19 protein-coding genes are annotated in these 25,407 nt (G+C 52.4%); all 19 read left to right on the forward strand.

The genetic code is table 11. The annotated features are described in order from the left end of the window. Position 1: 1 nt before the first annotated feature. The 19 genes from traD (at position 2) to traN (ending at position 25,390) form a co-directional block, all read left to right on the forward strand. A complete protein-coding gene (gene traD / locus QMX98_RS06455) occupies positions 2 to 1,873 on the forward strand; it encodes a conjugative transfer system coupling protein TraD (protein ID WP_200617642.1) in 1,872 nt (623 codons plus the stop codon). Between the two features lie 32 nt (positions 1,874 to 1,905). After that, positions 1,906 to 2,310, forward strand: a complete 405-nt coding sequence (locus QMX98_RS06460) for a hypothetical protein (protein WP_200617630.1) — start codon at positions 1,906 to 1,908, stop codon at positions 2,308 to 2,310. Between the two features lies 1 nt (position 2,311). After that, the gene (locus tag QMX98_RS06465) at positions 2,312 to 2,965 is read left to right on the forward strand and encodes a DUF4400 domain-containing protein (RefSeq protein ID WP_200617626.1); all 654 of its coding nucleotides are present in this window, start codon (positions 2,312 to 2,314) and stop codon (positions 2,963 to 2,965) included. 121 nt (positions 2,966 to 3,086) lie between these two features. Next, positions 3,087 to 3,899 carry a thioredoxin domain-containing protein gene (locus tag QMX98_RS06470; RefSeq protein WP_200617624.1) on the forward strand — a complete coding sequence of 271 codons (813 nt, stop codon included), beginning with the start codon at positions 3,087 to 3,089 and terminating at the stop codon, positions 3,897 to 3,899. Then, positions 3,899 to 4,180, forward strand: a complete 282-nt coding sequence (traL, locus tag QMX98_RS06475; protein WP_050682337.1) for a type IV conjugative transfer system protein TraL — start codon at positions 3,899 to 3,901, stop codon at positions 4,178 to 4,180. The genes QMX98_RS06470 and traL overlap by 1 nt, the downstream gene beginning before the upstream one ends. 7 nt (positions 4,181 to 4,187) lie before the next feature. Next, a complete protein-coding gene (locus QMX98_RS06480) occupies positions 4,188 to 4,826 on the forward strand; it encodes a TraE/TraK family type IV conjugative transfer system protein (protein ID WP_200617622.1) in 639 nt (212 codons plus the stop codon). Continuing rightward, positions 4,816 to 5,946 (forward strand): type-F conjugative transfer system secretin TraK, encoded by a 1,131-nt coding sequence (locus QMX98_RS06485; RefSeq protein WP_282410459.1) that lies wholly within the window; start codon positions 4,816 to 4,818, stop codon positions 5,944 to 5,946. Before QMX98_RS06480 ends, QMX98_RS06485 begins: the two co-directional genes overlap by 11 nt. A gap of 10 nt (positions 5,947 to 5,956) precedes the next feature. Then, complete coding sequence (locus QMX98_RS06490) at positions 5,957 to 7,318, forward strand: TraB/VirB10 family protein (RefSeq protein ID WP_200617617.1); 1,362 nt, start codon at positions 5,957 to 5,959, stop codon at positions 7,316 to 7,318. A 57-nt stretch (positions 7,319 to 7,375) separates the two neighbouring features. After that, positions 7,376 to 7,900 carry a type IV conjugative transfer system lipoprotein TraV gene (gene traV, locus QMX98_RS06495; protein WP_200617615.1) on the forward strand — a complete coding sequence of 175 codons (525 nt, stop codon included), beginning with the start codon at positions 7,376 to 7,378 and terminating at the stop codon, positions 7,898 to 7,900. A gap of 48 nt (positions 7,901 to 7,948) precedes the next feature. Next, a complete protein-coding gene (traA, locus tag QMX98_RS06500; RefSeq protein WP_231669723.1) occupies positions 7,949 to 8,278 on the forward strand; it encodes a TraA family conjugative transfer protein in 330 nt (109 codons plus the stop codon). A 69-nt stretch (positions 8,279 to 8,347) separates the two neighbouring features. Continuing rightward, positions 8,348 to 15,130, forward strand: coding sequence for an Ig-like domain-containing protein (locus QMX98_RS06505; RefSeq protein ID WP_282410460.1), 6,783 nt, complete (start codon positions 8,348 to 8,350; stop codon positions 15,128 to 15,130). A 118-nt stretch (positions 15,131 to 15,248) separates the two neighbouring features. After that, complete coding sequence (locus QMX98_RS06510; RefSeq protein WP_200617602.1) at positions 15,249 to 15,938, forward strand: DsbC family protein; 690 nt, start codon at positions 15,249 to 15,251, stop codon at positions 15,936 to 15,938. Next, entirely contained in the window at positions 15,939 to 18,341 is a 2,403-nt protein-coding gene (gene traC, locus QMX98_RS06515; protein ID WP_282410461.1) for a type IV secretion system protein TraC, read from the forward strand. It abuts the gene before it with no gap. Then, positions 18,338 to 18,658 carry a hypothetical protein gene (locus QMX98_RS06520; protein ID WP_200618049.1) on the forward strand — a complete coding sequence of 107 codons (321 nt, stop codon included), beginning with the start codon at positions 18,338 to 18,340 and terminating at the stop codon, positions 18,656 to 18,658. The genes traC and QMX98_RS06520 overlap by 4 nt, the downstream gene beginning before the upstream one ends. Then, positions 18,651 to 19,142 (forward strand): signal peptidase I, encoded by a 492-nt coding sequence (gene lepB / locus QMX98_RS06525; RefSeq protein ID WP_200618047.1) that lies wholly within the window; start codon positions 18,651 to 18,653, stop codon positions 19,140 to 19,142. The genes QMX98_RS06520 and lepB overlap by 8 nt, the downstream gene beginning before the upstream one ends. A 50-nt stretch (positions 19,143 to 19,192) precedes the next feature. Further along, positions 19,193 to 20,287, forward strand: a complete 1,095-nt coding sequence (locus tag QMX98_RS06530) for a TrbC family F-type conjugative pilus assembly protein (RefSeq protein WP_234451939.1) — start codon at positions 19,193 to 19,195, stop codon at positions 20,285 to 20,287. Next, positions 20,284 to 20,997, forward strand: coding sequence for an EAL domain-containing protein (locus tag QMX98_RS06535; protein WP_200618043.1), 714 nt, complete (start codon positions 20,284 to 20,286; stop codon positions 20,995 to 20,997). Before QMX98_RS06530 ends, QMX98_RS06535 begins: the two co-directional genes overlap by 4 nt. After that, on the forward strand, positions 20,997 to 22,040 hold the full coding sequence (locus QMX98_RS06540; RefSeq protein ID WP_282410462.1) for a TraU family protein: 1,044 nt from the start codon (positions 20,997 to 20,999) through the stop codon (positions 22,038 to 22,040). The genes QMX98_RS06535 and QMX98_RS06540 overlap by 1 nt, the downstream gene beginning before the upstream one ends. Positions 22,041 to 22,048: 8 nt before the next feature. After that, positions 22,049 to 25,390, forward strand: coding sequence for a conjugal transfer protein TraN (gene traN, locus QMX98_RS06545; protein ID WP_282410463.1), 3,342 nt, complete (start codon positions 22,049 to 22,051; stop codon positions 25,388 to 25,390). Positions 25,391 to 25,407 lie beyond the last annotated feature (17 nt).

The raw sequence follows: 25,407 nt of genomic DNA on the forward strand, positions 1-25,407 counted from the left end.
GATGAGTGAGTGGGCGTATGAGATGCCATGGAGGCCCAACTTTGAGGCCTTCGAGGCGAGTGGTTGGGTGCTTGGCATGGCGGCTACGAGTGCTGTGCACTTACTCACCGACTTGCCCCCGCAACCATTCTATTTGTCATTGATTGTGATGGGGGGCTTCGCGCTGCGTCGCATCCCCACTGCCGTGCATCTCTATCGGGTGAAGCAGGGTCTGAAGGCAAAGCCGGCAGTACTGATGGGGCAGGACGAACTGATTGAGCAGATGCTCAAGAACAGGGGTAATTTGTTCCTGGGTACCGGATTCAAATGGACCCAGAGCGAGGGGCAGCAGGTATTTGAGCTGTTAAAGCGCGACATCACCAAGCTGATGCCGAAGATTCCCGATGGGTTCATGGGTTCTCCGTGGATTCATGGCATCTCAATGCAGCCCGATCGGCCAATCGAGATGAAGGAGGACCTGACCTCGCTCCATACCCTGATCGTGGGCACGACGGGCTCAGGGAAGACCCGGGAATTTGACATTTTGATCAGCCAGGCCGTACTCCGCGGAGAGGCTGTAATCATAATCGACCCCAAGGGCGATAAGGAGCTTGCCGAAAATGCCAAGCGTGCCTGCGAGCTTTCTGGGCGTCCTGAGCGGTTCAAATATTTCCATCCAGCCTTCCCAGAAAAGAGCGTCAGGATTTCGCCAACCAAAAATTTTGGTCGTGCAACCGAAGTTGCCTCGCGCATTGCTGCGCTGATGAAGTCAGAGGGTGGCGACCCGTTCCAGGCCTTCGCGCAGATGGCTTTGAACAACGTAATTCAGGCGTTGCTGTTGTGCGGCATGCTGCCGACCCTGGTCGAGTTGCGGCGTACGCTGGAGGGGGGCTTGGCGCCTTTGGTAATCCGTTCGATCAAAGCGTACGGAGAAAAAGTCCATCCGCACTTTGAAGCGCTGGCTCGTGCTGCCTTGAGCAAAGCCCAAACAGATGAGATGAGAGCGAAGGCACTTCTGGGGCTCTATCGAACGGAAATCGTGCCGCTGGCGCCAAGCTCGGATCTGGAAGGCCTGCTTTCGATGTTTGAGCATGACAAGGCCCACTTCGGCAAAATGATTGCATCGCTGCTCCCAGTGCTGAACATGCTAACAGCCGGGCATATGGGGCCGATTCTATCGCCGAACATGGATGATCCTGACGATGAGCGTGAAATCACTGACTCAGGCAAAGTTATCCAGGGGGCCGAAGTACTCTACATGGGGCTCGACTCTCTCTCCGATAGCATGGTTGGATCGTCCATTGGCTCAATCTTCCTAGCCGATCTGGCGGCTGTGGCGGGACAACGATACAACTTCGAAGATCCTGAGGAGCTCAAGCGTCGGCCGGTAAACATTTTTGTTGATGAAGCAGCTGAAACAGTAAATGACCAACTTGTTCAACTGCTGAACAAAGGTCGTGGTGCTGGCATGCGCTTGTATGTGGCCACACAAACTATTGCCGACTTTGAGGCCCGAATGGGCTCTCCAGCCAAGGCACGTCAAGTGTTGGGTAACACTAACCACGTTATTGCTCTGCGTATTACCGATCAGGAAACTCAGAAGTACATTGCAGAGATGATTCCTCCGACTTACTACAAGTACGTCATGCGTACCCAGGGCAATACCACCAAAGATGATCCGCATATGCATTCGATTAACGTGGGTGAGCGCCTAATGGATGAAGAGGGGGAGTTGTTCCCAGCTCAACTGTTAGGCCAGTTGCCGAATCTGGAGTTCCTGGCAATTCTGGCTGGAGGGAGAGTTGAGAAAGGAAAAATACCAGTTCTGACTCGTCCTAAAAATTATGAAAAAGCAGTTGAGCGTGCAAAGCTGCTAGTTAAAGAGGCTGCATAATCGTGCGATCCCGGTTTGAAGCTGTTACGCGAATGTTGCCAAAAGATGATAAGGCCAGAATGGTTTTGAACATTCTTGAAGCTGATTGGCCGACCGCAGTGGAGATTGTTCCTGCTGCTCTCGAATTGGCTGGGTTAGAGTCGACCACTCCTCAGTGCGTGGAGCTACTGAAAAATTGCTTGTCGTCATACCAGTCTTATTTAGGTAAGAACGACCGTGCGAGGTTGGTGTCTTTTCTTGATCCGTTTCTTACAGGCGTTACGGCAATGTTACTTCAGGACCCCACTCCTGAGGATTCAGTGCTGGAGATCAAGGGTTTGTTAGATGGCGTGATAAAGAATCATGGCAGTGCGGGGGCTCGCAACAAAATCGAAGAGATCCTGATGCCAGAAGGTTCTTCTATCGGTCGCGTTTGGCGGGATATCAAGGAAAACTGAAATGGCCGACGTCGAAGAAAAGATGCCCCAGGGTCTCTGGGCGACCCTGGTGTTTATCTGTATCGAAATACTTCTGATCGTGTGCATTGTTCCAAATGAATTTATCGATATGGCGATCCTTAAGGAGCAAGATTGGGGCGAGGTGTTGATGGGAAAAAATCAGCATGATGCTCTTATCAGTAAAACGAATCAGCTTTATAGCAAAATCAATCTGGAAACAGGTCTCAATGAAACGGTGCAAAACTTTTTTGTCCCGACAGCGGAGGAGCGAGAAAAATCCAAAGCATGGGAAGGCCTCGGCAGGGTGTGGTTTTCTTTTATTGGAAATCGCGGCGAAGCTCTGACAAAGGTGATGTATCACATCTACTACCGTTTTTTACTGCTATTGATGTGGCTGCCATATATGGCCGTCATTCTAGTGCCGTCAGTGCTGGGCGGCTACATGAGCTGGAACATCAAAAGATACACTTTTCGCCATACCTCGCCCTTCCTAAATACGTACAGCTCTAAAATCATCGCCTTCATCATTGCGAGTCTGTGCGTTAGCTTCATCGCGCCCGTCCCTATCCCGCCGATGATCATTCCGGTGGTGATCATCACACTGTTGCCTATCGCCTGCAGCTTGCTGATCGGAAACCTTCCAAAGCGTCTCTGATGCCCCTCCTAGAGGAACGCTCCGCTTTTGGGGCTTCCTCTTTTGACCCTTTCAGCGGGGCGGATTCACTCCAAAAGGCTCGACCTAGACCTCACCATGTGCTCAATGGTTGAGGTGTCTCATGAAAAAAGAATTTGTTGTTCCTCTCGCGATTTCGACTCTGTCCCTTTTGGTTGCCGTTGGCTCTGCTTTCTTGGCTGACAAGAGAGTTAGCCAGGCCGTCGACCTGTCAAACCAGGTGAATGAGCAGTTTGCCAAGGTAAAGCCTTGGGCATTCAAACGGGATGCCCTCGAGTCAGTTATTGATGAGAGCAGGATCTCGGCCGCGATTCGTGGAAAAGATTCTTCTGCGCCTGAAACTACGCGTGTGCGTGGGCCGCAACCGGCCAAGATCGATCGGCGCTATGGAGATCCAAAGGCTCAATTTACGCTTATTGAGTACTCAGATTTTGAGTGCACATTCTGCAAACAGTACTTTGCGGTTCCTAAAGCGCTCGCCGACGGATCGCGGGGGAATATCTCCGTCATTTTTAAACACGTTCCTATCCACGGTGATGCATCACGCCGCGAAGCATACGCAGCTGAGTGCGCTGCAGCGCAGGGTGGTAATGACGCGTTCTACCGGATGGCTGGCGCGATATTTAGTTCAACACCTGGTAATGGCACGGGCACGGAAAAGCCACTCAGTGTTATTGCTGAAAGTATTGGTCTTGATGGTGTTGAGCTAGCTAAGTGCATGGATAACGAAGACTTCTACGCCAAAATCAAATCTGATTTTCAGGAGGCGATTGACCTTGGGATTAACCAAACCCCAACAACGATCGTTCGTCACAACGTAACAGGTCAGCAGGTCAGGTTGGACGGCGCCGTTACACCTGAAGCCATCATGTCAAGCTTGTCTAAGATCGTTCAAAGTCCTGGAGCTAAGAACTAATGCAGCCCGTTCGCATTCCTCAATATGTCGATGATCCACCCCATCTACTCTTTTGGCAGGCTGATGAAGTTGCGCCAATTGGTATTGGACTTGTTTTTGGCATGTTCACTGGCTACGCAGCGATTTGTACTATTGGGGGGTTCTTGCTCACCCGGTGGTACAGGAAATACCGTGACGACCATCCTGATGGATTTATGGTGCATATGATTTATTGGTTCACCGGATTGACTGGTGCAAAGTCCAGAACCATTCCGAATCCATTTATCCGTGAATTCCATTGAGGCAAATATGCTATTTAAAAACTTCAGGCAATCGTACCGAGGAACGGTTTCGGAGAATAAGTTTCTTCGAAGTATGGTGATCGCGCTGATTGCAATTGACCTGTTCGCGATCATCGGCTGGCTTAATAAAAGCACTGTGATTGATATGCAGCCGCCAACCTTGACCGAGCGTGCATGGGTCGATGAATCATCTGCATCTGACGAGTTTGTTGAAGGCTGGGCGCTTTATATCGCTGACCGACTCGGTAACGTGACACCCTCGTCGTCAAAAGTGATACGCAAGTCGATCGAGCCGCTGCTGGATACTGATATATATCAGGATGTAGTGAATAAAATCGAGGCGCAGGTACTTCAGATTCGCCAGGACAGGGTGACCCTTAAATTTAACGCAAAAGACGTTTTGCGTGATCGGTCGAATACAAGAAAGTTTTATGTAACCGGCAGATCCTACATGACGGGGCCCAATGGTAAGCCTGAGCCCAAAAACGTCACCTATGAACTTGACTTGCGAATCAAAAACTACAAGCCAGTACTGACCTTTGTCGATACATATGAAGGTCCACCACGAACTGAAGATGTTATTCGCCGCCAAGAGAAAACCACCCAAGCTCGTAAGCGTATGGACCAAATTAATAATGAAAAGTAAACAGGTGAAACTAGCGTTGATTCTCACTGCGTTTGCGGCTGTTCAAGCGGTTCATGCGCGAGAGTTGAATATTCCAAAAATGCCCACAGCCTCGACAGAGACTCTGGTGGTCGATGGGATGCCGAAATCGGTTAACCCCTCTGATTACGGGCTTGAAGCGGGCGAGGCGGATGCACACGCTGCTCTGGAACAAGAGGCCGCGAAAAAGGCTTCTGAGCCAGCTGCACCAGCTGTCGCAAAAAGTGCGCCTACCCCGGCAGTGAAGAACGACACTGACATGATGAAGGTGTCTGGTGGCGGTCGGCAGGGTGACCTTCAGGCGGTACCTGCGTCCGTGGCCAAAACCACCGCAGGTGGTGAGGAGTCGGTTGCGATGGTGTCGTCCCTGGAAGATGTCGTTGTCCAGCCCGGCGTGAACACAATTGTTCCTGTAGCTATTGGTCACCTAAACCGAATCGTTACGCCATTCGAAAAACCGATCGTCCAAACCGTTTCAACGAGCTCTGTCGAAGTCAAGGGCAATGTCGTTTACGTTTCGACGCAGGATCAAGCGCCGATCGCCATGTACATCACGCCGAAGGACGACGAGTCGGTAGCGATCAGTCTGACACTGGCGCCGCGGAAGGTGCCGCCTATTCAGGCCAACTTGATCCTTGGACAGGCGCCAGGGTCTGGTGGTCGCGCTACTCCTGGTGGCATGGGCGCCTTCCGCTACTCGGGCCAGGCCAAAAAGTGGGAGGAGGGGCAACCCTATATGGAATCGATCAAAGGGATCATGCGATCACTGGCTTTGGGCGGCATTCCAAAGGGATTCTCCATGGGTAAATTGAGTCGCACCGATACGCTCCCCGCCTGTTACCAGGAGGGCATCGCATTCGATTTTTCGCGCTCCCAAATTGTTCTGGGTCATAACTTCAAAGCCCTCGTGGGAGTAGCCCGTAACACTTCGGCTGTCCCGGTTATGTTCGACGAAACCTCCTGTACGCATCCGTCATTGGCCGCGGCTGCCGCATGGCCTCGGAATATGCTCGAGCCAGGTCAGGCGACGGAAATCTACATCGTGACTCGAGTTGGTGAAGCGCCTGCAGAAGAGTCTTCCAGGCCGAGCCTGCTGAACTAAAGGGGGGGTTATGATCAAGTCAATGTGGTCGGGTCTGAGCCCGAGTAAAAAGAAAGTTGTGGCGATTATTGGTGTCGTCGGGGTGGTTCTTCTGGCCGTCTTCGCGATGAGTTCGATTGGGGGGAATGACCAGCGTAAGCAGGGTGGCAAACAAACAATTGGCCGTGTTCTGTATGACGGTGATCCTCGTTCCGTGGGCATCGATTCCATCAACTCTAAACAGCGCGACCAAGAGAAAACCATCACTGAAGTTCAGCGCAACCTCAAAACCCTATTGGAACAGAGCAACAACCAAAAGGTAATTACGGACAGCCTGAAAACCGTCCAGCAAAGTGTTGATGATCTTAAGGGGCAGGTCTCTCTCGCTAAGGAGCAGGCCGACAAGGTTGCGGCTGAAAATCTTAAGCTCGCGGAGGAAATGCGCACCAATCAGGCGAAGGCCCCACCTCCTGAAAGGGAAGTCGAGCTCAAGGAAAAGGAGGATCGAATCCAGCGTGAAAAGGCTTCCCAAGACCGTTTCAACGCCGTAGGCAACGATCCAAATAAAAACCAATCGGCCTTCTTTGCAAATGCGCCGGCCCCGGCCCAGGACCCAGTCAAGCCAGGTCAGGCCCCTAAGAAGGACGAAAAGCTGACGATCAGATCTATTGGCAATGAACAGCCTGATGAGGCGGACGGCAAGGACGAAAAAGAGCAAGAGGTCTTCTTGCCGGCCGGCTCCATTATGTCGGGTGCCTTGATTACAGGCCTTGATGCGCCGACAGGTACTAAGGCACGCCAGGACCCTTTCCCGGTTCTTCTGCGGATCAAGAAAGAGGCCGTCCTTCCTAACCGATTCCGAGCTGACGTTCGTGAGTGCTTCTTGATTGCAAGCGCCTTCGGCGACATGTCCTCAGAGCGAGCTTATATGCGTGCTGAAACCATCTCATGTGTTCGTGATGATGGCGGTGTTATCGAGACCGGTATGGATGCCTACGCGGCGGGAGAGGACGGTAAGGCAGGTGTTCGTGGCCGCCTGATCTCGAAGCAGGGCGCGATCCTTGCCCGCTCCCTTGCAGCTGGATTCATGCAAGGCGTCAGTGAGGCGTTCAGTGTTCGCCAAGTGCCGAGTATTAACGTGACGGGTACAGGGAGCAGTGGCAGCAATAAAGGCGTTGTTGATCCGGTGTACCAACAGGCATTCAACTCGCAGGCCCTGCAGGGTGCTGCCATCGGTGGTGTGGGCTCGGCGTTGGAGCGCATTGCTGACTTCTACCTGGAAATGGCTGAAAACCTTTATCCGGTTATCGAGGTAGATGCTGCCCGTGAAGTTGACTTCATCGTCAAGAAGGGTGTCCAGCTGAAACTCATGTCGAAGGCGCCACGTCGCTGACCCAAAACAGGGGCGGATTCGCTCCTGCACCTAACAACATATTTGGATACTTCAATCATGAATTTGATTTCAGCGGTGAATGCTTTCCGATTTTTGGCCCTGGCAACAGTGGCAGCGGCCATGACCGGCTGCTCGTTTTTGCAAGTTGGTGAGTCTGAGTATTCCTGTAAGGGCATGCCGGACGGTGTGACCTGTATGTCCGCTCGCGATGTTTATCAGCTGACTGAAAACGAGAATTTTCGCCAAGTAGTGGAGCAGAACCAGGCGGCCAAGGATCAGGCGATAAAAGAGGGCAAGTCGATTGAGGAGGTTCTCCCCGCGGTGCAGCCCCATATCGCAGCCGGCGAGCGCTATGTCGTTCCGAAGCCAGCACGTAACCCGATTCCGATTCGTTCGCAGGCCACCGTCATGCGCGTCTGGGTGGCTCCGTGGGAGTCCGATTCGGGCGACCTTAACGTGCCTGGATTCATCTACACGGAAATTGAACCGCGACGTTGGGAAATCGGTACTCCGGCGCCTAAACCGACACCTTCCATTCGACCACTGGAGTCGAGGAAGAACACTTCTTCACCTGCAACCTAAACATTCCCCAACCAGCATGACCTAGGAGATACACCCATGCAAATGAGCATGACCCCAAGCCAAGTCCGGCGCACCAAGGACGTAATGAAGTTCGGTGTGGCACTGATGCTCACCGTCGCAGCAAGCAACGCACTCGCCGGCACCGGTGGTGACAGTTTCGACTCAATCTGGGTAACCCTGACGGACTGGATGCAGGGAACCCTGGGACGAGTCGTCGCAGGCTCAATGGTCCTGGTCGGGATCGTGTCCGGCATCGTGCGCCAGTCGATCATGTCGTTTGCTACCGGCGTTGGCGGCGGCGTTGGCCTGTACAACACGCCAACCATCATCGAGTCGATCATGACCGCCACCCTCCCGGTTGCGCACTCTCTCACCTAAACAACGAGTTCTAACAAAGCCGGCCGTTGCCGGCTTTTGGGTTTTCAAACCAGGATCGGGAAGATAATTGTGAACTGGATTAAATCGACAGGCCTTCTTGCGGTGACGTTGATGTCGGCGGTCTTTTCGACTCAGCTCCTAGCTGCGACGCAGTGCGTTGAGAGTGGAGAGGCGCTGTCATTGAATCCAGTTGTAGCGGTTGTGGGCGAGACACTCAGTGTGACTTATACCTTGGGCCGCGTCGGGTGTACGTCTACCGGCTCCTACAGTCTTCCAATCAGTGTTGGCTCGCCAAAGGGCGCAAACATTGGTAAGTGCGAAGGGGTAAGAACCAAGGAGTCGTTTAGCTGTACGGGTGTGGCCGCATTGCCACAAGGATTCACCGGGCCTTTGGTTATCAGCGTCGGTAAAGCGCTCGCGGAAACGATTGTTGAAGCGAAGAAAACACAGCCGCATGCCGATGACATGGAGGTACTTAACAACGAGGACGAAACGCTGGTTATCCCTCTCACCCTCACAGGGGCGGGAGTCCAGGCCGAGTCTTTCGAACTCTTGGATATGCCTTCGAAGGACATTGGACAGTTCCTGCTGAACGGGTCCGCGGTCACCTTCAAGCCGTTTCCACAATGGTCTGGCGTTACGTCCTTCACCTATCGCGGAAAGGACACCACCGGTAACTTCTCTAATGCAGCGACGGTTCGCGTAGTTACCAGCCTGATAAATGATCCGCCGACCATCATTCCGCACCCTGCAATCGGCGTCGAGGACAAGCCCCTTGTTTACGTGCCTGTCGTTCAAGATCCAGACCCGGTCGACATCTATCGTTTAGTGGTAGAGGCCCAGGGAGCTCATGTCACCGCTTTGGTTGAGCCGGACCTTCACTCTTTGAGAATTATTCCAGAAAAGGACTGGAATGGTTCCGACACCATTAAGATTAGTGCGGTAGACAGTGCAAACGCTAAAAGTGAGGTGATGTCCATTAGCGTCATCATCCAGCCTGAAAATGACGCGCCTGTTCTCACTCCGATATCCATCGTGGCCAACGAGGACAGCGAGGGCAGGGCAAAAATCGTTTATGCGGATCCTGATGGAAAGGCCCCGTACCGATTTCTAATTGATAAACAGCCGCCTCCGAGTGCTGGCGGTTGTGGTATTGACGTGGATGAAGTGGTCTTCACCCCTGCCAAGAACTGGAACGGGACAACCGAATGTTCTGTCGTGGTCGACGATGCTGACAGTGGCGCCTCGCTTCCAGGCACGGTGTCAATCACTGTAGTGGCCGTACCCGACAAGCCAGTGGTGGAAACCAGGACTCTGACTTTGAATCAGGGCGAGTCATCGACCTTCAGCCTTGTGGTGGCTGACCCCGATGCCGGCGACAGTTACTCGCTCAGTAGTTCGTCAATTCAAGATGCTGTTTTTGGATCGTTTAGTTTTTCTGGGACGACCTTGTCGGTTGCTCTTAACCCAGAATTTGTTGGGACAAGATCCATTTCGTACACGGCAACAGACTCTTTCGGTTTGGTGTCTACACCTGGTGAACTGACGATCAAGGTGCTACCCGTTGCCAAGAAGCCTGTCGTCGCTCCCGCTCAGGCCTATACCGCTACTGGTACACCCGTGGTGCTAGATCTCATGGCCACTGATCCAAACCATGACACGCCACTTGCCTTTGCCATTTCTCAGACAGTCCCGGTCGCTTCTGGGACTTTGAGCATCAGTGGTAATCGATTGACCTTCACGCCCGCGGCGGGATTCGTCGGTACCGCGACCGCTTACGTTGTTGCTACTGACCCGGGTGGCCTGGTGTCGGCCCCTCAAGCAATCTCTTTTATTGTCCAGGCTGACCAGGGCTTTGCCTTCGACCCGGATAGCCCTGACAGCCATACGATCATCATTGTTCAGCAGCCTGATCCGGCGGCCGGCGTTCTAACAGTCAATGGCTTGTCGATAACATTTGCGCCTGTCGCGGGTTATCTTGGAACGGCTACGTTCACCTATAAGGTGCGGGACCTGGCGGGTCTTGAGTCGGATATCAAGCAAGGCACAATCGACGTAGTCAAAACCAATTACGCCCCTACGTCTGCGAGCGTGGCCATCAGTGTTAACGAGGGTGAGGCGTCGAGCCCCGGACTGACGACGGTGGTTGATGAGAACCTGTACGACGCTGGGTTGCATACTTTTACCATCCCTATCCAAAGCATGACTGGGGTCGCGGAGGTGGTTAACAACCGCATCATCTACCATGCCCCGTTTGGCGCCAGCGGTGTCAAAACCTTCAAGTTCATCGCTCGAGATGTTGCCGGCGCTGAAGTCGTTGGGCTGGCGACTGTGAATGTGGTGCCCAAGAACTTCCCACCAAGCTCAGTCGATTTGACTCTTGATACCCAAGAGTCCACGCCGGTAAGTGGCGTTCCCGTCGTCGTCGATCCTAATCCAACTGACACGTTCACCTACACGGTCGACTCGAGTCCTATTGCTGGTAGTGCTGCGGTAGTAAGTGGCAAGGTTGTTTATACGCCGGCCCCGAATTGGATAGGCTCTGATCGATTTGCTATATCGGCGTATGACGCCGCCGGCGCTAGGGTGAGTGGGCTGGCTTACGTGACTGTACGTCGGACTAACGTTGCGCCCGAGGCTCTAAGCGGCAGCATGACGGTTCGAGAGAACACCACGAGTGCACCGTACTACCCTGTCATCATTGATAAAAACCTGTATGACATGGGTAAGCATCAGTTGGTAGTCAAGGTTCAACCTACAAATGGCTCGGTTTCAACTGATAATAACCGTCTGATTTACACGCCGAAAAAAGACTTCATCGGTGATGACAACGTTACGGTCGAGGCAACCGACCTGGGCGGACTCTCCGTACAAGGGGTGGTTGCTCTTAAAGTCACCAAGAACAATCTTCAGCCTGAGACAGCAGTGCTCAGTATCGAGACATACGAGAACACTCCATCAGCTGAAGTCACCCCGACGGTAGTCGACCCAAATGCTTGGGATCAGTTTAGTTACGAAGTGATAGCTCAGCCGGAGCACGGTTCAGTTGTGGCCGGGGCGAAGGGGTACGTGTACACGCCGCAAGCTAAATACACTGGCAATGACAAGTTTGCCTTCCGGGTCGTTGACGTGGGCGGAAAATATGTCGAGAGCGAGGCCAAGGTAGCCGTTCTGCGGAAAAACACCCCGCCAACTGGTGTGGCCCCGGACACCGTGTATTACTTCGAGGGCATCGGAGGCAAGCAACGTCTGGCTGCGATCGACGATAACCTCTGGGGATCGCATACCATCGAAGTTCAGTCACAACCAGGGCACGGATTCGCCTGGTTTAATAACGACATGTTGAACTTCAAGACCGATGGGCGAACAGAGACCACCATGACCGTCAAAGTGACGGACCAGGACGGCCTGTCGGTGATCGTGCCGGTGAGGTTGATGCCCAAGAGTATCGATAGCGTAATCGATCAATTACCGGTTCAAGAACTCACCAGCAACAAAGTGGCCACGCCAGCCATCACCAAGGAGTTTCTGCGCGTGGATGGGCGACCAGGCTTGCTGCTGACCGATAAGGACGCTATAGCGGCGTTGGGCAGCGACATTGTCGCGGTCGTTGAGAAGTCCTCAACTGTTGGCTTGCGTCTTGGTAGGAGGCCTTTGGCGCCGAGCCAAGGCACACGGTTGTCAGTGGAGTATTTCACTGCGGACGCGCTCGGATCTGCATTAGCAGGTATCCAATCGAGTGCCAGTGGTCATGGCCGGGTACTGCTTGTAAGAGCGGACCTGACAGGCACTGCGTACGCCATACCCTTTGAGGTGTGGAAGCTTGAAGGCGCGGTGAAGACAACGGCCGATACAGCTCCTCTGGGTCTACAAGCGTTACGCGCGCAGTTCGAACCGTCTAACACTGTGTGCTTGAACACAGTTCGCCAGGCTTCCGCGGTGAACGGTAACCCGTATGACAATCCTGTTTGCCTTTTGGAGTTCACACAGAAACTGCCTGAGTTCAAGGATTTGTCCAGTGACTCGACTCTGGCGATGATTGGGACCGCTACCGATATCGGTACGTACCCGATCGAGGTGAGCTCCTACATCGTCGGCGCCGATGGCGAGAAAAGTCTGCTGGCGACTTATACCAAGTCTGCCGAATTTGTTTCCCCAGTTGGCGCTGTGAAAGTCGGACCCAAGTATCCATTCACGACGGCGTATTACAAAGTCGAGGATTTGGATGTTGAGTACGTCCAGCAGGTCGGGCCTGCATGCGACCTGACGATTATCGAGCGACGGGCAATTTCAGCAGCTGCTTCCTTCTCCACAAGACCCCTGTGTCTGCTTGAGTGGACGGAAATCCCTGTAGGAATGGTTGTTCGTCCAAACTGGGAGCGGCCATACCTTCAGGGAACGGCAACTATGCTAGGCCTCAACACGTCGAGCTGGAGGCTGTCTGTGTTCACGCCATCCGGTAAAAAAATCGACCTCGGTCCCGACACTTTTACCTTTTCCGCGATTGAACCGAGCCAGGCGACGGTTACCTATGAGTCCAGTACGAAAGTCAGCGATACACTCCTGACCTCACCGCTCGAGGGTGCGTACATCGGTGACGCCGTGATTCAGTCGGTCAGTGCAAGGCTGATGCTGAAGCACAACCTCAACTTGGGCGTAGAACAAACCGAGGATGCAGCTCCAGCCTATGGCGCGACGAGCAAAATCTATCGTCGGATTTACACGGCGCCTTTTGATGCGTTGTGGCAAATGAGGAAACTCCACGTAGACGCCGCCTATAAGGTCCTGCCTGATATCGCGACTCACACTGAAGCCGATGTCCTGGCCGTTCCTGACGAGAGTGTTGTGCCAATCATCGACAACCAGAACGGAAAGATTCTTTCAACGGAAAGCCTTGAAGTAGGTGTGACCATTGGGGATGCGTTCGACACTAAAAAAATCTACTCGGCGGACAGGATGGGTGAATGGGAGATTCGTCTGATTCTTAAGCCGTCGTGGAACACGGTGACGGAGCTGGCGCCATGGCAAAAGACAGACGGTGTTGGCCATGCTGCGTTTGCGATCCCTGTTGAAGAGTTGGCCGGTAAAAACCTGCGCATTTACGCCGAGGCACGAGTTATTTCTCCTGTGCCAGAGTACAAGGTCACTCGCACCTCGCCTCGACCACTAAGTCTCGCAATCCTGAATGGTGCTGCACTCGATGGGTCGATCAGGTCACTTCGTATGACGGGCGAAGCGCCGCTGCGCGTGACGCTGTTTGCTGACGTGACCAATCGAGCGTGGACCAAAGACCTTGGGGCGGTTCGTTGGGAGTTGTCGACTGAGGGCGGCCCGTGGGTCGAACTGCCAAACAAGAGTCGGACGCCGCAAAGGATCGCCTTGACCTTGCTGAAGGGCAATTACAAGGTCCGCGCAGAGCTCACGAATAAAAACTCGGGGGCTAAGTCGATGACCGATGAGATCGAAATCATCGTTTACAACGTCCCAAAAGGAGTGTTGAAGGGACCTGGGAATACCTTCCTGGATGCAAATGCTCGATTCAGAGTTCTACAGTTGAACGCCCAACCAATTGACCTCTCAAATATTGAGGTTGAATGGAGCTTGGATCGCGGTAAAACGTGGGCGCTTGGGACCGATACGAATATCCAAACACGCAGCACAGAGCAGAGAGTGAGCGTCTATGCTCGCATGCGTTACAAGGACTCACCAGCTGACGATGTTCACGTGTGGAAGGTCCTACGATCTGGTGTCGCCTTCCGGAAAATCAGACCACCGCGGGTGCAACTGATTGGTCCGCGCCGCCCTGAAGTCGGGAAGGAGGCTACCTGGGTAGCAAATATGCTGATGCCATACCCAAACATGGACCTGACCATGGGCGGGGAATTCATCATGCCTGACGGCACAACGATCGTGCCTGGCCAAGAGGCCAAATACACGCCGGTGGATGCCGACATTACTGATGCAAAGACCTACCTCAGCTACAGGGCATGGATTGACGGCTATCGTGATCGTGGGGGAGAGGGCATCACGCAGCAGCGCATCACGTTCTGGATCTATGACTGGCCTGAATGGGCTATCCAGCCTACCTTCAGCGCAGAATACGCCCCTGCGGAGCTCTCACTGCGCGTGCGGAACATTGGCGAGTTCAAAGCGGTTGAAGGCGTGTACTACGACTGGGAAATGCCGGAGATGCCTGGGTACGAAGTCGTGAAGGACGACACCATGGTTCTCAGGATGCTCAATATCCTCGAGCCCGCCGTGTACCCCTTCAAGGTCCATGTCTACGATGCACGAGGCAACTACAGCTTGGTTGAGCGCCAGATGACGTTCAAGGAACCACCACCTTGGACCATCAATCTGCTGTGGAATGGTGACAACAATGCTTCCCGGGCACCTTTGGGCATCATGATTCGACCTCAGATTTCTGGTGGCCACCCTAAGGATCGGATCACCAGCCTGAAGTACAAGTTGAACGGCGAAGAGATCGATACGGGAGGCTCTCGCTATGCCCGGGCCACCTTGCCGGCAGAGGGGCAGTATCAGGTAGACCTCGAAATTGAAACCCAAATGAACAAGGGCTCAGATGGAAAGGTTGAGATCGATGTGAAGAAGAACCAGCCACCAACCTGTGAACTGCAGGTGAAGGAGGGCGGATCCGCATGGTCAGCACTTGCCAAATGCACGGATCCAGATGGGCGAATCGCGAGGCATAACTGGTACGTGAACGACAAGCTGCAAGGACTGGGAGGGTCGGCGATCACGATCTCGAAGCGAACCTACCCAGACGCACCGAAAATCGTCCTGTTCGCTACTGACGATTCAGGGGAGGACTCACCGCCAGTTACCTGGTGATGCAAAAAGAAGGGCGCCATTGGGCGCCCTTCTTTTTTGACCCTGCTACAGGGTCAGATTCGAACCTAATTGGGAGGCAGGTTCTCTAGCCTGATGACATCGAAATCGAGGTGTCCTCATGCTCAGAAGAATCTTTTTCCCCCTCCTGCTGGCCACGTCTGCATGCGCTCTGGCTGCCGAGCCGGTTGGCGGTCAGCATAATCAAACCGCACCGATGCCAATCAACGGAATGATCGCGGCGGTAAAGAACGGGAAAATGGCCTTCGTTAGCGATAATGGGCGATTCGTGTTCCGCGGGTCCATGTATGACACGTGGGCTCAGAAGGAAATAACAACCCTCGAAGAGGCCGAGCAAGCCTCCAAGTACATTGACCTCCAGAAAATCAAATTCAACATTGAGGATCTGGTTCCCTTTACTGTCGGAACCGGATCCAAAACTGTCGTCGTCTTTACAGACCCACTTTGCCCTTCTTGCGCCAACCTTATTTCAGATCTGAAAAAAGTCGAGGGTTACACTTTCAAGATTGTTGAAGTTCCGGCGCTAGGTGACGAAAGCGCAAAGATCGTTCGTAGTTTGCTTTGCGCAGAAGACAAAGACGCCGCGTTCGATATTGCTACGGGCAAGGAAAAGCCAAAGGTAATCGATCAGCGCGGAAACGACTGTGACACCTCTCCAATCGGCAAACGGATTATTTCGGCTCAGATGTTCGGTGTGAAAGGCGTTCCATTCATGATCAGGAATGATGGACTGATCAAGCATGGGTACGAGAAAGGAACCCTCTCAAACTGGCTGATGGGAGCAAATTAAGTGACTGCGTATGCCAAGGCAAACTACCCATTAGCCGACCTTCTGAGTGTCATCGCCTATGACGATGACAAAAAATATTTCGTCATGGATGATAACTCGGTTGGATTTTCGTTCTTGTGCCGGCCTCTGCCTGGTAGTGACGGGAAGGAAGGTGATCAGCTCAAGTCTGTGATGAAGCAGGCCTGGCCTGCGGGTACGACAATCAACTTTAATTTGTTCCCGTCGCAAAATATCAACTCCCAAGTAAACAGCATGCTCAGGATGCGGCTGGGGTGTGAGGACAACATCGCACACCAGGCAATTAAAAGCCGGGCAAGTTACCTGGTAAATGGCACGTTAAAACCCATCGATGATTACTCCGGGATCAAGGTTCGTGAAATTCACGCGTTGATCACCGTAGTCATGCCGATAGATGAAGTGCTGCCGTCCGAAAAGGAAATTCAGACCCTGTCGGAGTTGCGCGCACAGTTTGACTCCACCTTTAAAAGCATCGGTTTTGCTCCGCAAGCGCTGACCAATCACCTTTACCTGGAAATCATGTCCTCGATCCTGAACCAAGGCCAACAAGCTTCTTGGCGGGATCGCATGCATGCCGAGGCGGAAGATGACAAACCATTAAAATGCCAAATCCTCGACTACGACCGAACGGTCGAGGTTTTCAGCGATCACCTGAAAATCGGTGACACGCTAGTTAAAACGCTGAGCGTTAAAAAATTTCCTCGGCAGACACTTCAGGGGGCCGCTGCTTGGTACCTCGGCGATTTGCTGACTGGTACTAACGGCATCCGCGAAAACTGCTTGATCAGCTTCACGGTGTATTTTCCTGAACAGCAAGCGGCGAAAGACAAGCTCAGTACCAAGCGTCAATGGGCGAACAACCAGGCATACGGACCGCTTCTGAAATTTGTGCCGAAGCTAGGGGCAAAGAAACAAGGCATGGATGACCTCTTCAAAGAAATTGAGGAGGGGGAAGCAGTGGTCCGGTGCAACATGACTGTGGTCATATTTTCCAGTGACCGAGACCGTCTGGTGCGTGCGACGTCGGAAGCTCGAAACTATCTGGGTATTCGCCAATTCACCCTGCTGGAGGACAAGTACTTCGTTCTTCCGTTGTTCCTGAATGCTCTTCCCTTTGGCGCCGACCGCAAAGCCATCGACGAGAGCTACCGCTATAAGACGATGGCCATCACCCATGCGTTGCCATTGCTTCCAATCTATGGGGATTGGAAGGGGACTGGTTCACCGATCATGCAGTTCGTTTCTCGTAATGGGCAGCTGATGTCCTATTGCCTGTTTGACTCAGAAACAAACTATAACGCCACGGTCGCAGCCCAATCAGGTAGCGGTAAGTCTTTCCTAACAAACTATCTGATCACAGCCTATCAATCAGCAGGTGCCCAAGTCTGGGTTATTGACGTAGGCCGGTCGTACGAAAAGCTTTCTAAGGCGTTTGGAGGGGACTTTATTGAGTTTACGCCCGAATCGCACATCTGCCTGAACCCGTTCGAGCTGGTGCAAGTTTACCAGGACGAAGAGGATGTTCTGATTGGCTTGCTCTGCGCAATGGCGGCGCCGACACAACCGCTGGTCGACCTGCAAATCGCCGGCCTTCGCCAGCACTGCGCAATGGTCTGGGACGCCAAAGGGCGTGAGATGATTGTCGATGACGTCGAGAAATCACTTCTAGCGGACAAGGATTCCCGTATCCAGGATATCGGCAAGCAATTGTTCCCGTTTACGTCGAAGGGCATGTACGGCAAGTACTTCAATGGCCGAAACAACGTCGATTTCAAAAACCCATTTACGGTTCTTGAATTGGAGGAACTGAAGGGGCGCAAGCATCTTCAACAAGTGGTCCTCCTGCAGCTGATCTACCAGATCCAGCAGGCCATGTTCCTGGGTGATCGGGACAGAAAAAAGATCGTTGTAATCGACGAGGCATGGTCGTTGCTCACCGAGGGCGACGTGGCCAAGTTTATCGAGCACGGCTATCGACGTTTCCGGAAATACAACGGCGCAGCCATCACCATCACGCAGTCCGTAAATGACCTGTATGCAAGTCCGACGGGCCGTGCCATTGCAGAAAACTCGGCGAACAGTTTCCTGCTCGGGCAAAAGCCTGACGCGATCAACATGATCAAGCGGGAAGGGCGTTTGGCTCTTAGTGAAGGTGGCTTCAGCATCCTCAAATCGGTTCATACCATTCGAGGTCAATATTCAGAGATCTTCTTTCAGACAGAGCAAGGCACTGGAGTTGGGCGTCTCACGGTAGATAACTTTTCAAAGCTACTTTACTCGACAACACCAAAAGACGTAAGCGACATCAATATTTACATCGGCCAAGGGCTGAATACAGCTGAGGCAATTAATGCCGTGATGCGAGATCGTGGGGTGGCAGCATGAAAGATTTAATTTTAAACGCGGTTGTTTCTTTGATTGTTGCAGTTGCGGTGGTTTTTGGTCATGACTTCGTAAAAGTTCAGGATTCAGGGACTCCAATTGCAGTAGTTAATTATGACGTTGTTGCGGGCCGCGCAACGCTCGATGCGCCAGAGAAGGCTGAAGCTGGTTATGAACAACTGCGGGCGTCGGCAAGTAAGCTTGCGGCCGCGGGATTCGTAGTGATTGATTCGCGTGCGTTGACTGCATACCCGCCAGATCTAGAGGTGCCTTCCCCAGTTCAGGAAGAAGATAAAACCTCGAGGGCTAAGGATGAATAAGCACGCGCGATTTATGATTCGTGCTTTGCCAGTAACTGCATTAATGGTCGCGGCTAGTCTGTATGTGACCACCCGCTACGGTGTGGGTATTGATCCCCAAAAAAATACTTGCCTAGATTGGCGAGTGTTTATCATTGATAAGCACAATAAGTCTGTCGAGCGCGACGGTATTTATGCGTTCAAATCAACACAGATGGAGCCATACTTTCGTAACGGTACGGTCATCATCAAGTACGTCCGTGGCGTGACGGGCGATCGTGTCACGGTGAATCCTGACCAGATCTCTATCAATGGAAAGGTTCGCGGGCAGGGTCTTTTGTTGGCTGATAAATTGGGGATGCCGACAACCCGGTACGTCAGAGACGAGATTGTACCGCTCGACAAATACTGGTTTATGGGAACCTCCTCAGACAGTTTTGATTCCAGGTATTGGGGCTATGTCGGTCAGAGTGAAGTTATTGGAAAGGCGTACCCGATATGGTAGGCCGGACTGCTGCTCTGGTTTTGTTGTTGATGGCCCCCGCGACCGCCTGCTTGGCTGATTTAAATTTTGCCGCTCACGAGAAGGATGCTATTGAACAGTTTTCAGCAGAGCTTGATCAAATTAAGCATCAGACAGACAGTCAAGTTGATTTCACTTTAAAAAATGAAGACTTTACATTTGCTAAAGCACCTGCACCGCAAGCGCCTGAGGCAAGCTCTCAGCCAGTTATCGATGATAGGAAGGTCATATACCAAATATTTGTGTCTTGGTCTCTTGGAGAACAGGAAATCAAGGATCTTCTCGTTCTATACAATGGTAACAAGACTGTAGAGCTCGTTTTTCGTGGCATCCCGGAAGGTATGCCGTTCCCGCAGGCCTTAGCAAAACTTCAGAAACTGGCACTGGAGACAAAGTCGGATACCCCAGTATTAATTAACCCCGTTGTATTTACTGATGCGGCAGTGACTACTGTTCCGCAAATACGCAAAATTGTGGAAGGTGCACCTCAATACATTGTTGCGGGTACTACTTCCATCGAGGCAGCCGATGCGGAATACGGCGCGAGAAAGAAGCCTGGTCTGGGCTCGGTCGGCCCAACGCTCGATATAGCGGAGCGTGACTTGATTGAGGTGCTAAAGGAGCGCCTGGCGAAAGTGGATTTCGGCGAGCTAAAGGAAAAGGCGACCAAACGTTTCTGGGATAAGCAAACCTTTGTCGACCTCCCCACAGCGACAAGTCATCGAGTCCGGAAGCTTGACCCCACCGTCACGGTCCCCGAGGACATGACAGCGGCAGATGGTTCATTGATCCATAAGGCTGGCGACCGGATAAACCCGCTGTCTATTCGTCCTTTTACTCAACGACTTGTGATCATTGATCCAGTTGACCCAAAACAGATCGACCTGGCTAAAGCCGAAATCGCGAAACACAGCGAGGATCAGAACGTGGTGGTCATTCTTTCTAGGGTCGACCGAAGTTCTGGCTGGGATGGGTTTACAAATGTTCAGGACCAGATAGGCAGGGCTGTTTACCTGCTCAAGGACGATGTCAGAACCCGCTTCTCGCTCGAAGTTGTGCCATCTGTGGTCACGGCGGACTCCTCCAATTTTTATATCGAAGAATTCCCAGCAGGGGGGCTCAAATGAAAGCTATTGCGCTTCAGGCAATCCATCAGCCCACCGGGGGGATTTTGGGACACGAGGTCCTTGTGCGCCAATCCGTTGGTGGCACTTGGGTTGGACCTGGAGCGTTTATGGCAGGGTCTACCCCTCAGGCCTGGGTGAGCATGGACCACGCTGTTGCGCAGATGCTGTTTAGTCATGCGGCCGATCTAAGAGGTCGCGGCGTGTCCTTCGTGAATGTGAGCGCCCACACACTGTCCGATCCGGCGGAGCTGAACGCGGTATGTAGGTCCCTGGCCAAGCTGACGCATATGGGGGTGGAGGTGTGTGTAGAGGTGTCCGAGACCTTCGACGCCGTTGGCAGGTCTTTTCATCAAGCGATGGAAGTGATCAAAGACCAGGGGCTCTTATTAGCGATTGATGACTTCGGGATTGAGTGCTCGAACTTTAGTCGATTGAGTTCCTATCCATGGGACTTCTGCAAAGTGGATTTAACCGCAGTGTGGAACAGTGACAATCTCGATTGGCTGATCGAGGTGAGGGATTACTGCAGTGCCAATGGTATTGGCCTGATATTGGAAAAGCTCGAGTGTTTAAAGCTGTTAGGTGGTTTGCTCAAGCCTTTGAGCGCTGCTTCGGTGCAAGGCTTCGCTTTGTCCAAGCCGTTCATTCTTCAATTCAATTCTTCCACTGAACGTTCGGCTACACAACTAAAGGCGCAGCAATCACTGTGATGAAGATTAAAGTTCTTTTGGCCTTCCTACTATCGGCCATTCTGTATTCTGGATCAGCTGTTTCAGACCAGACAGTTACAGACTCTCTTTCCTGCCCCAATGCTCAACTGTTCAGTGGGAAGCTTTTTACTGATGTCTGTTGGGCATGTTTATTTCCCATACGAATTGCTGGGGTGAGTATCACACCTGGTGATGCCCCGTTTGGAGCGTCAAATAAAAGCCTATGTATGTGCGAGGACAAGTTGGGTTTGTTTATGCCCGGCATCGTTAACTCCATGTGGGAGCCGGCGCGACTAATTGAGGTAGTTAGAAAACCTGGTTGCTCTCTCGCACTTGGAGGTGTGTCTCTGCCGATAGGCGATAAGCGTCTGTGGGGTACTTTGTCCGACGCGACAGCTGGGAACGGCATCACAAAAGAACGCACGTCGTTTTACAACGTTCATTACTACGCATTTCCTTTGCTCTCAATTCTTGAAATGTATATGCCAAAGCGCTGTTCTCCGGATGGCTATGCCGACTTTGACATCATTCAACTGTCTGAAATTGACCCTACGTGGACCAATGACGAACTGGCTTTTTTTGTTAACCCCGAAGCGGCCGCTGTTGCTAACCCGTTGGCGCAAGCCGCCTGCACAGCTGATGCGGCGTTAGGTGTAGTTGGCCAAGAGCCATTGACGTCGTTGTGGTGGTGCGCAGGTACCTGGGGGGAAATTTACCCTATGGCCGGTACGGCGCTGCCCAACGACTTTGGCCGTACAACGTCACTCTTGGCGGCTCGCACGATTGCTACGCAACACCGGCGTGGACTCGCGCACTTAACAATTGGTGATGCAACGACCTGTAGGGGATCGATATTTCCGACTATTCCAAAATCCCAATACAAGATGAGTATGTTTTTTCCTAGAGCTGAATCCAAGCGCGCGCACTACATCGGTGCTCACCCACTTACATGGCAAGGAGGAGAGGGTCGAGTTATACCGCAAGTAGGTGAAGATGCACTTTATATGCTGTTTCGTTGGAATGACTGCTGCAATACATTGTGAGGACACATATGACGACTGCCGGTAGAGTCACAGCAGCAGCAACCCTGTTGTTTTATACCTATTCCTGTTTTTTACCTGCCTGGGCTGACAATATTTCATCATCGGCTTCTGCGGGTAATGCCGCTGCGCAAGAAGCTATGTCGGCGTGGACGCCGCCCTCGGTTTCGGGAACCTCCATAAGCTACGGATCGGGTGGTGATAAGCAGAGTATCAATATTTCTGAGTTGTTTCCGGGCGCTGGGAAAGGTGAGGGAGCGACCGATCTTTCTAATTTATACGGGGATGACAAAGGTACGTTGAGCGCCGGTTCTAAGGCGAATACGACACTCAATAGTGAAAACTCCATGAACGGTGACGCGTACCGTTTGTTGAAGAATACAGCGGGTACAACCCGGCCAGACCTGAACAATGATCCACTCTGGACCAATACCGATAAAATTATCGACAATCAAGATGTTTTTGATAAAGAGTTTTCCGACTGCAAACAAATAACTGACACTAAAAAAACTACAACGACGAAGCATGTTTCAGAAATGAAAACTTGCGAGCGGGTTGCTGATAAGTCTGGTTCTTTTACGCTAAAGCACGACTATCTTGCCGGCGTAATCAAGTATTCATCAGGTCCAACCAATATTCAGACGTGTGGAGAAGGGTGTGTTGACATTTGGTTGGGCCAGGTTGGCGATAACTACTGGGATGGCTACTGTACTGTCTACGAAAATAAAATGGAATTTGAAGTAATTAAGCCGGAAGCAATTACCAATGCGCAGTTGGTGTACGCGAAGTGGGACGACTACATGCAGGTTTGGGTCGGGCAAACAAAAATTTGGTCTGGCCCCAACGAAAACTTTCCTCCAGAAACACCAGGTGCGTGTGAGCTCGCGACGGATTGGTCTGCGACGCCGAATGTCGATATGACATCGCTTTTAAAAACAAAAGGCATAGTTCCCTTTAAAATTCGTGCTTCCGTCTCAGGGTCGGGCGAAGCATACGCGAAGTTGCGCGTTCACTTCGATCCAACCAAAGTGATCAGCGACGACAAGTGGTACCCGCAGGAGGCCTTGGACGCACTTACAGCCGTGAATGACGGTGCCTGCGAGGGCAATTACGTGTGCACCAAGATGCCTCCACTGACCGAGGACGGTTGCACTGTGATCAACGGCGTCAAGGTGTGTGAAAGTAACTTTCCTGCATCCCCTGTGCAGGGTATTTCTCCTCTATGCGAAGAAGTGTCCGTCAATACCCAGTGCGATTTTTATAAAGGGCCAATGGACTGCTACACCGATGCTCAAGGGCAGCAACAGTGTCCCGTCAACTCTGACAAAATATGTTCGGTCACCCATAACCTCAAAGTCATTGAAGTGCCGTTTGCTGCCAAGGTAGCCGTCGAGGACAGAGCAGGTGCAAATGAAACTAATCGGATTAAGGTCGATTTTCTTGCCGGTACCTTCACTAACACGTCAAGTTCGTCGCGATCCGATAGCTCTCTGGACAAGGTGAACTATGACTATATTTGCAAGAATGGACCTAATGGTAAGCCGCTCCCGCAAAAAATCGCGGTGTCGTCCATTGGCGTTTGGACGGGGCACAAGTACGCGCCTAATACCCTAACGGTGGACTCGGTGAACATCGTTCAAATGCCTAGCTGCCAAAACGGGTTGCAGATGATCGCCGACATCAAAGACACGGGTAGTGGTAACCCCGGCTGGTTCTATGCTCATGAATTCCGACTCAAAGTGGTCCGTATCAACGCGGAGACATACGGTCCGCAGTTTTGCATTGACTCTGCAAACAAGATTCAAAAAGGGCAGTGTTCGGCAGGTGGCACCGTTTCGGTCACCAAGGGCGTTACATCGGGCTGTCTGCCTCTGAACGGAATTCAGGTGTGTCCGGGCGATGAGATGTATAACGCGATGCTGCCTGCGCCGGTTGTGGGCGTCGACAAGCTTGCGCTGGCGATGAAGGTAGAAGGATGCGTGGAGGGGGGGCTAAATCTCAACTCTTGTCAGAAGTTCGAGAAGGACAAGTCTTGCGGGTTTATCTCGCAGAAATGTGTATCCGGCGCTACCGGTGCATCTGGCCAGTGCTATGTGACGGAGGAGGTGTGGGATTGCGGTTATGACGTTGAAGTCCCGTCAACTGAGACGAGCAGCTCCTACCAATGTGATGGACCTGTGCGATGCCTTGGAACTGAATGCTTCAACCCGGTAGATGAGAAGTCCACGGATTTTGCCTACGCCGCGGTGGCACTTCAGATCGCTCAATTTGCCGAGCATGACCTCGATTGTGGCAAAGACCCGACGGATACGACTTCCGATAAAACCTGTAAGGTTTGGAAAGGGGAGGCTATGGAATGCAAAAAAGCAGTGGGCGGCTGGGTCGATTGTTGCGAAGCTCCAGACGGTGTGTCGCTCATGGATTACGTCACTCTGGTTTACACGTCTATTCAGTTGAGTGAGAAGGTCGGAATAATTGACGCCGCCCCAACACTGGAAAGTGCCTGGGCTTTCAGTAAAACGCTAATGTCCAGTGGCTGGGATGCTGCCTGGAGTGCTGCTGGTGCTACTAACGCGGCCGTTACAGAAGTTGCTCAACTTGGGGTAATCGGTGCTTTCAAGCAACAAATGATGAACTACGTCGCAAACTGGACCGCCCAGACATTCGGGCCGGCTGCAGCGAATATGATCTTCGCGAGTGGCTTCGCTGCCAACGGTGCGAGCGATGTTGCATACGCCACAACGGACGCTGCTTCTGGTGCTGTTACGCCCGCCGCAAATGCGACCTGGGCATCGGGAATTGCATCTGTAGTATCGGTAGTGATGATCGCGTACATGGTTTACCAGATTGCGAATATTTTGGTGAATATCATCTGGGAGTGTGAGGAAAAGGAGTTCGAGCTCGGAGCTAAAAAGGAAACAAAGGTTTGCCATTTCGTTGGTAGTTATTGCGCGTCCAAGTCACCACTTGGCTGTATTGAGAAGCGGGAAGCCTATTGCTGCTTTAACTCGCCACTGGGGCGGATTATTCAGGAGCAGGCTCGACCGCAACTCGGCATGAGTTGGGGGGAGTCAGAAAACCCGTCATGTGAAGGTTTGGCTGTTGAGGACCTCAGTCGCCTGGACTGGAGCAAGATAGATATTTCCGAGTGGATTGGTTTGCTCCAAGTAACCAACAACTACCCCACCATCGACAAGTCGACGTTGGATAAGCTGACAGGTAAAGGTACAGCACTCAGCATCGGCGGTGACCGGGAGAACACTCTGATACGCAATCAGTCTCGGTTGGAGGATAAGGATTTCTCCGGTACCCGGAAGGAAGCCGAGGATAAGGTCCGGAAAAATCTCAATTAATACGATCGAGTAGGAGG

Source organism: Pseudomonas sp. PS02303, assembly GCF_029959925.1.
Taxonomy (GTDB): domain Bacteria; phylum Pseudomonadota; class Gammaproteobacteria; order Pseudomonadales; family Pseudomonadaceae; genus Aquipseudomonas; species Aquipseudomonas mandelii.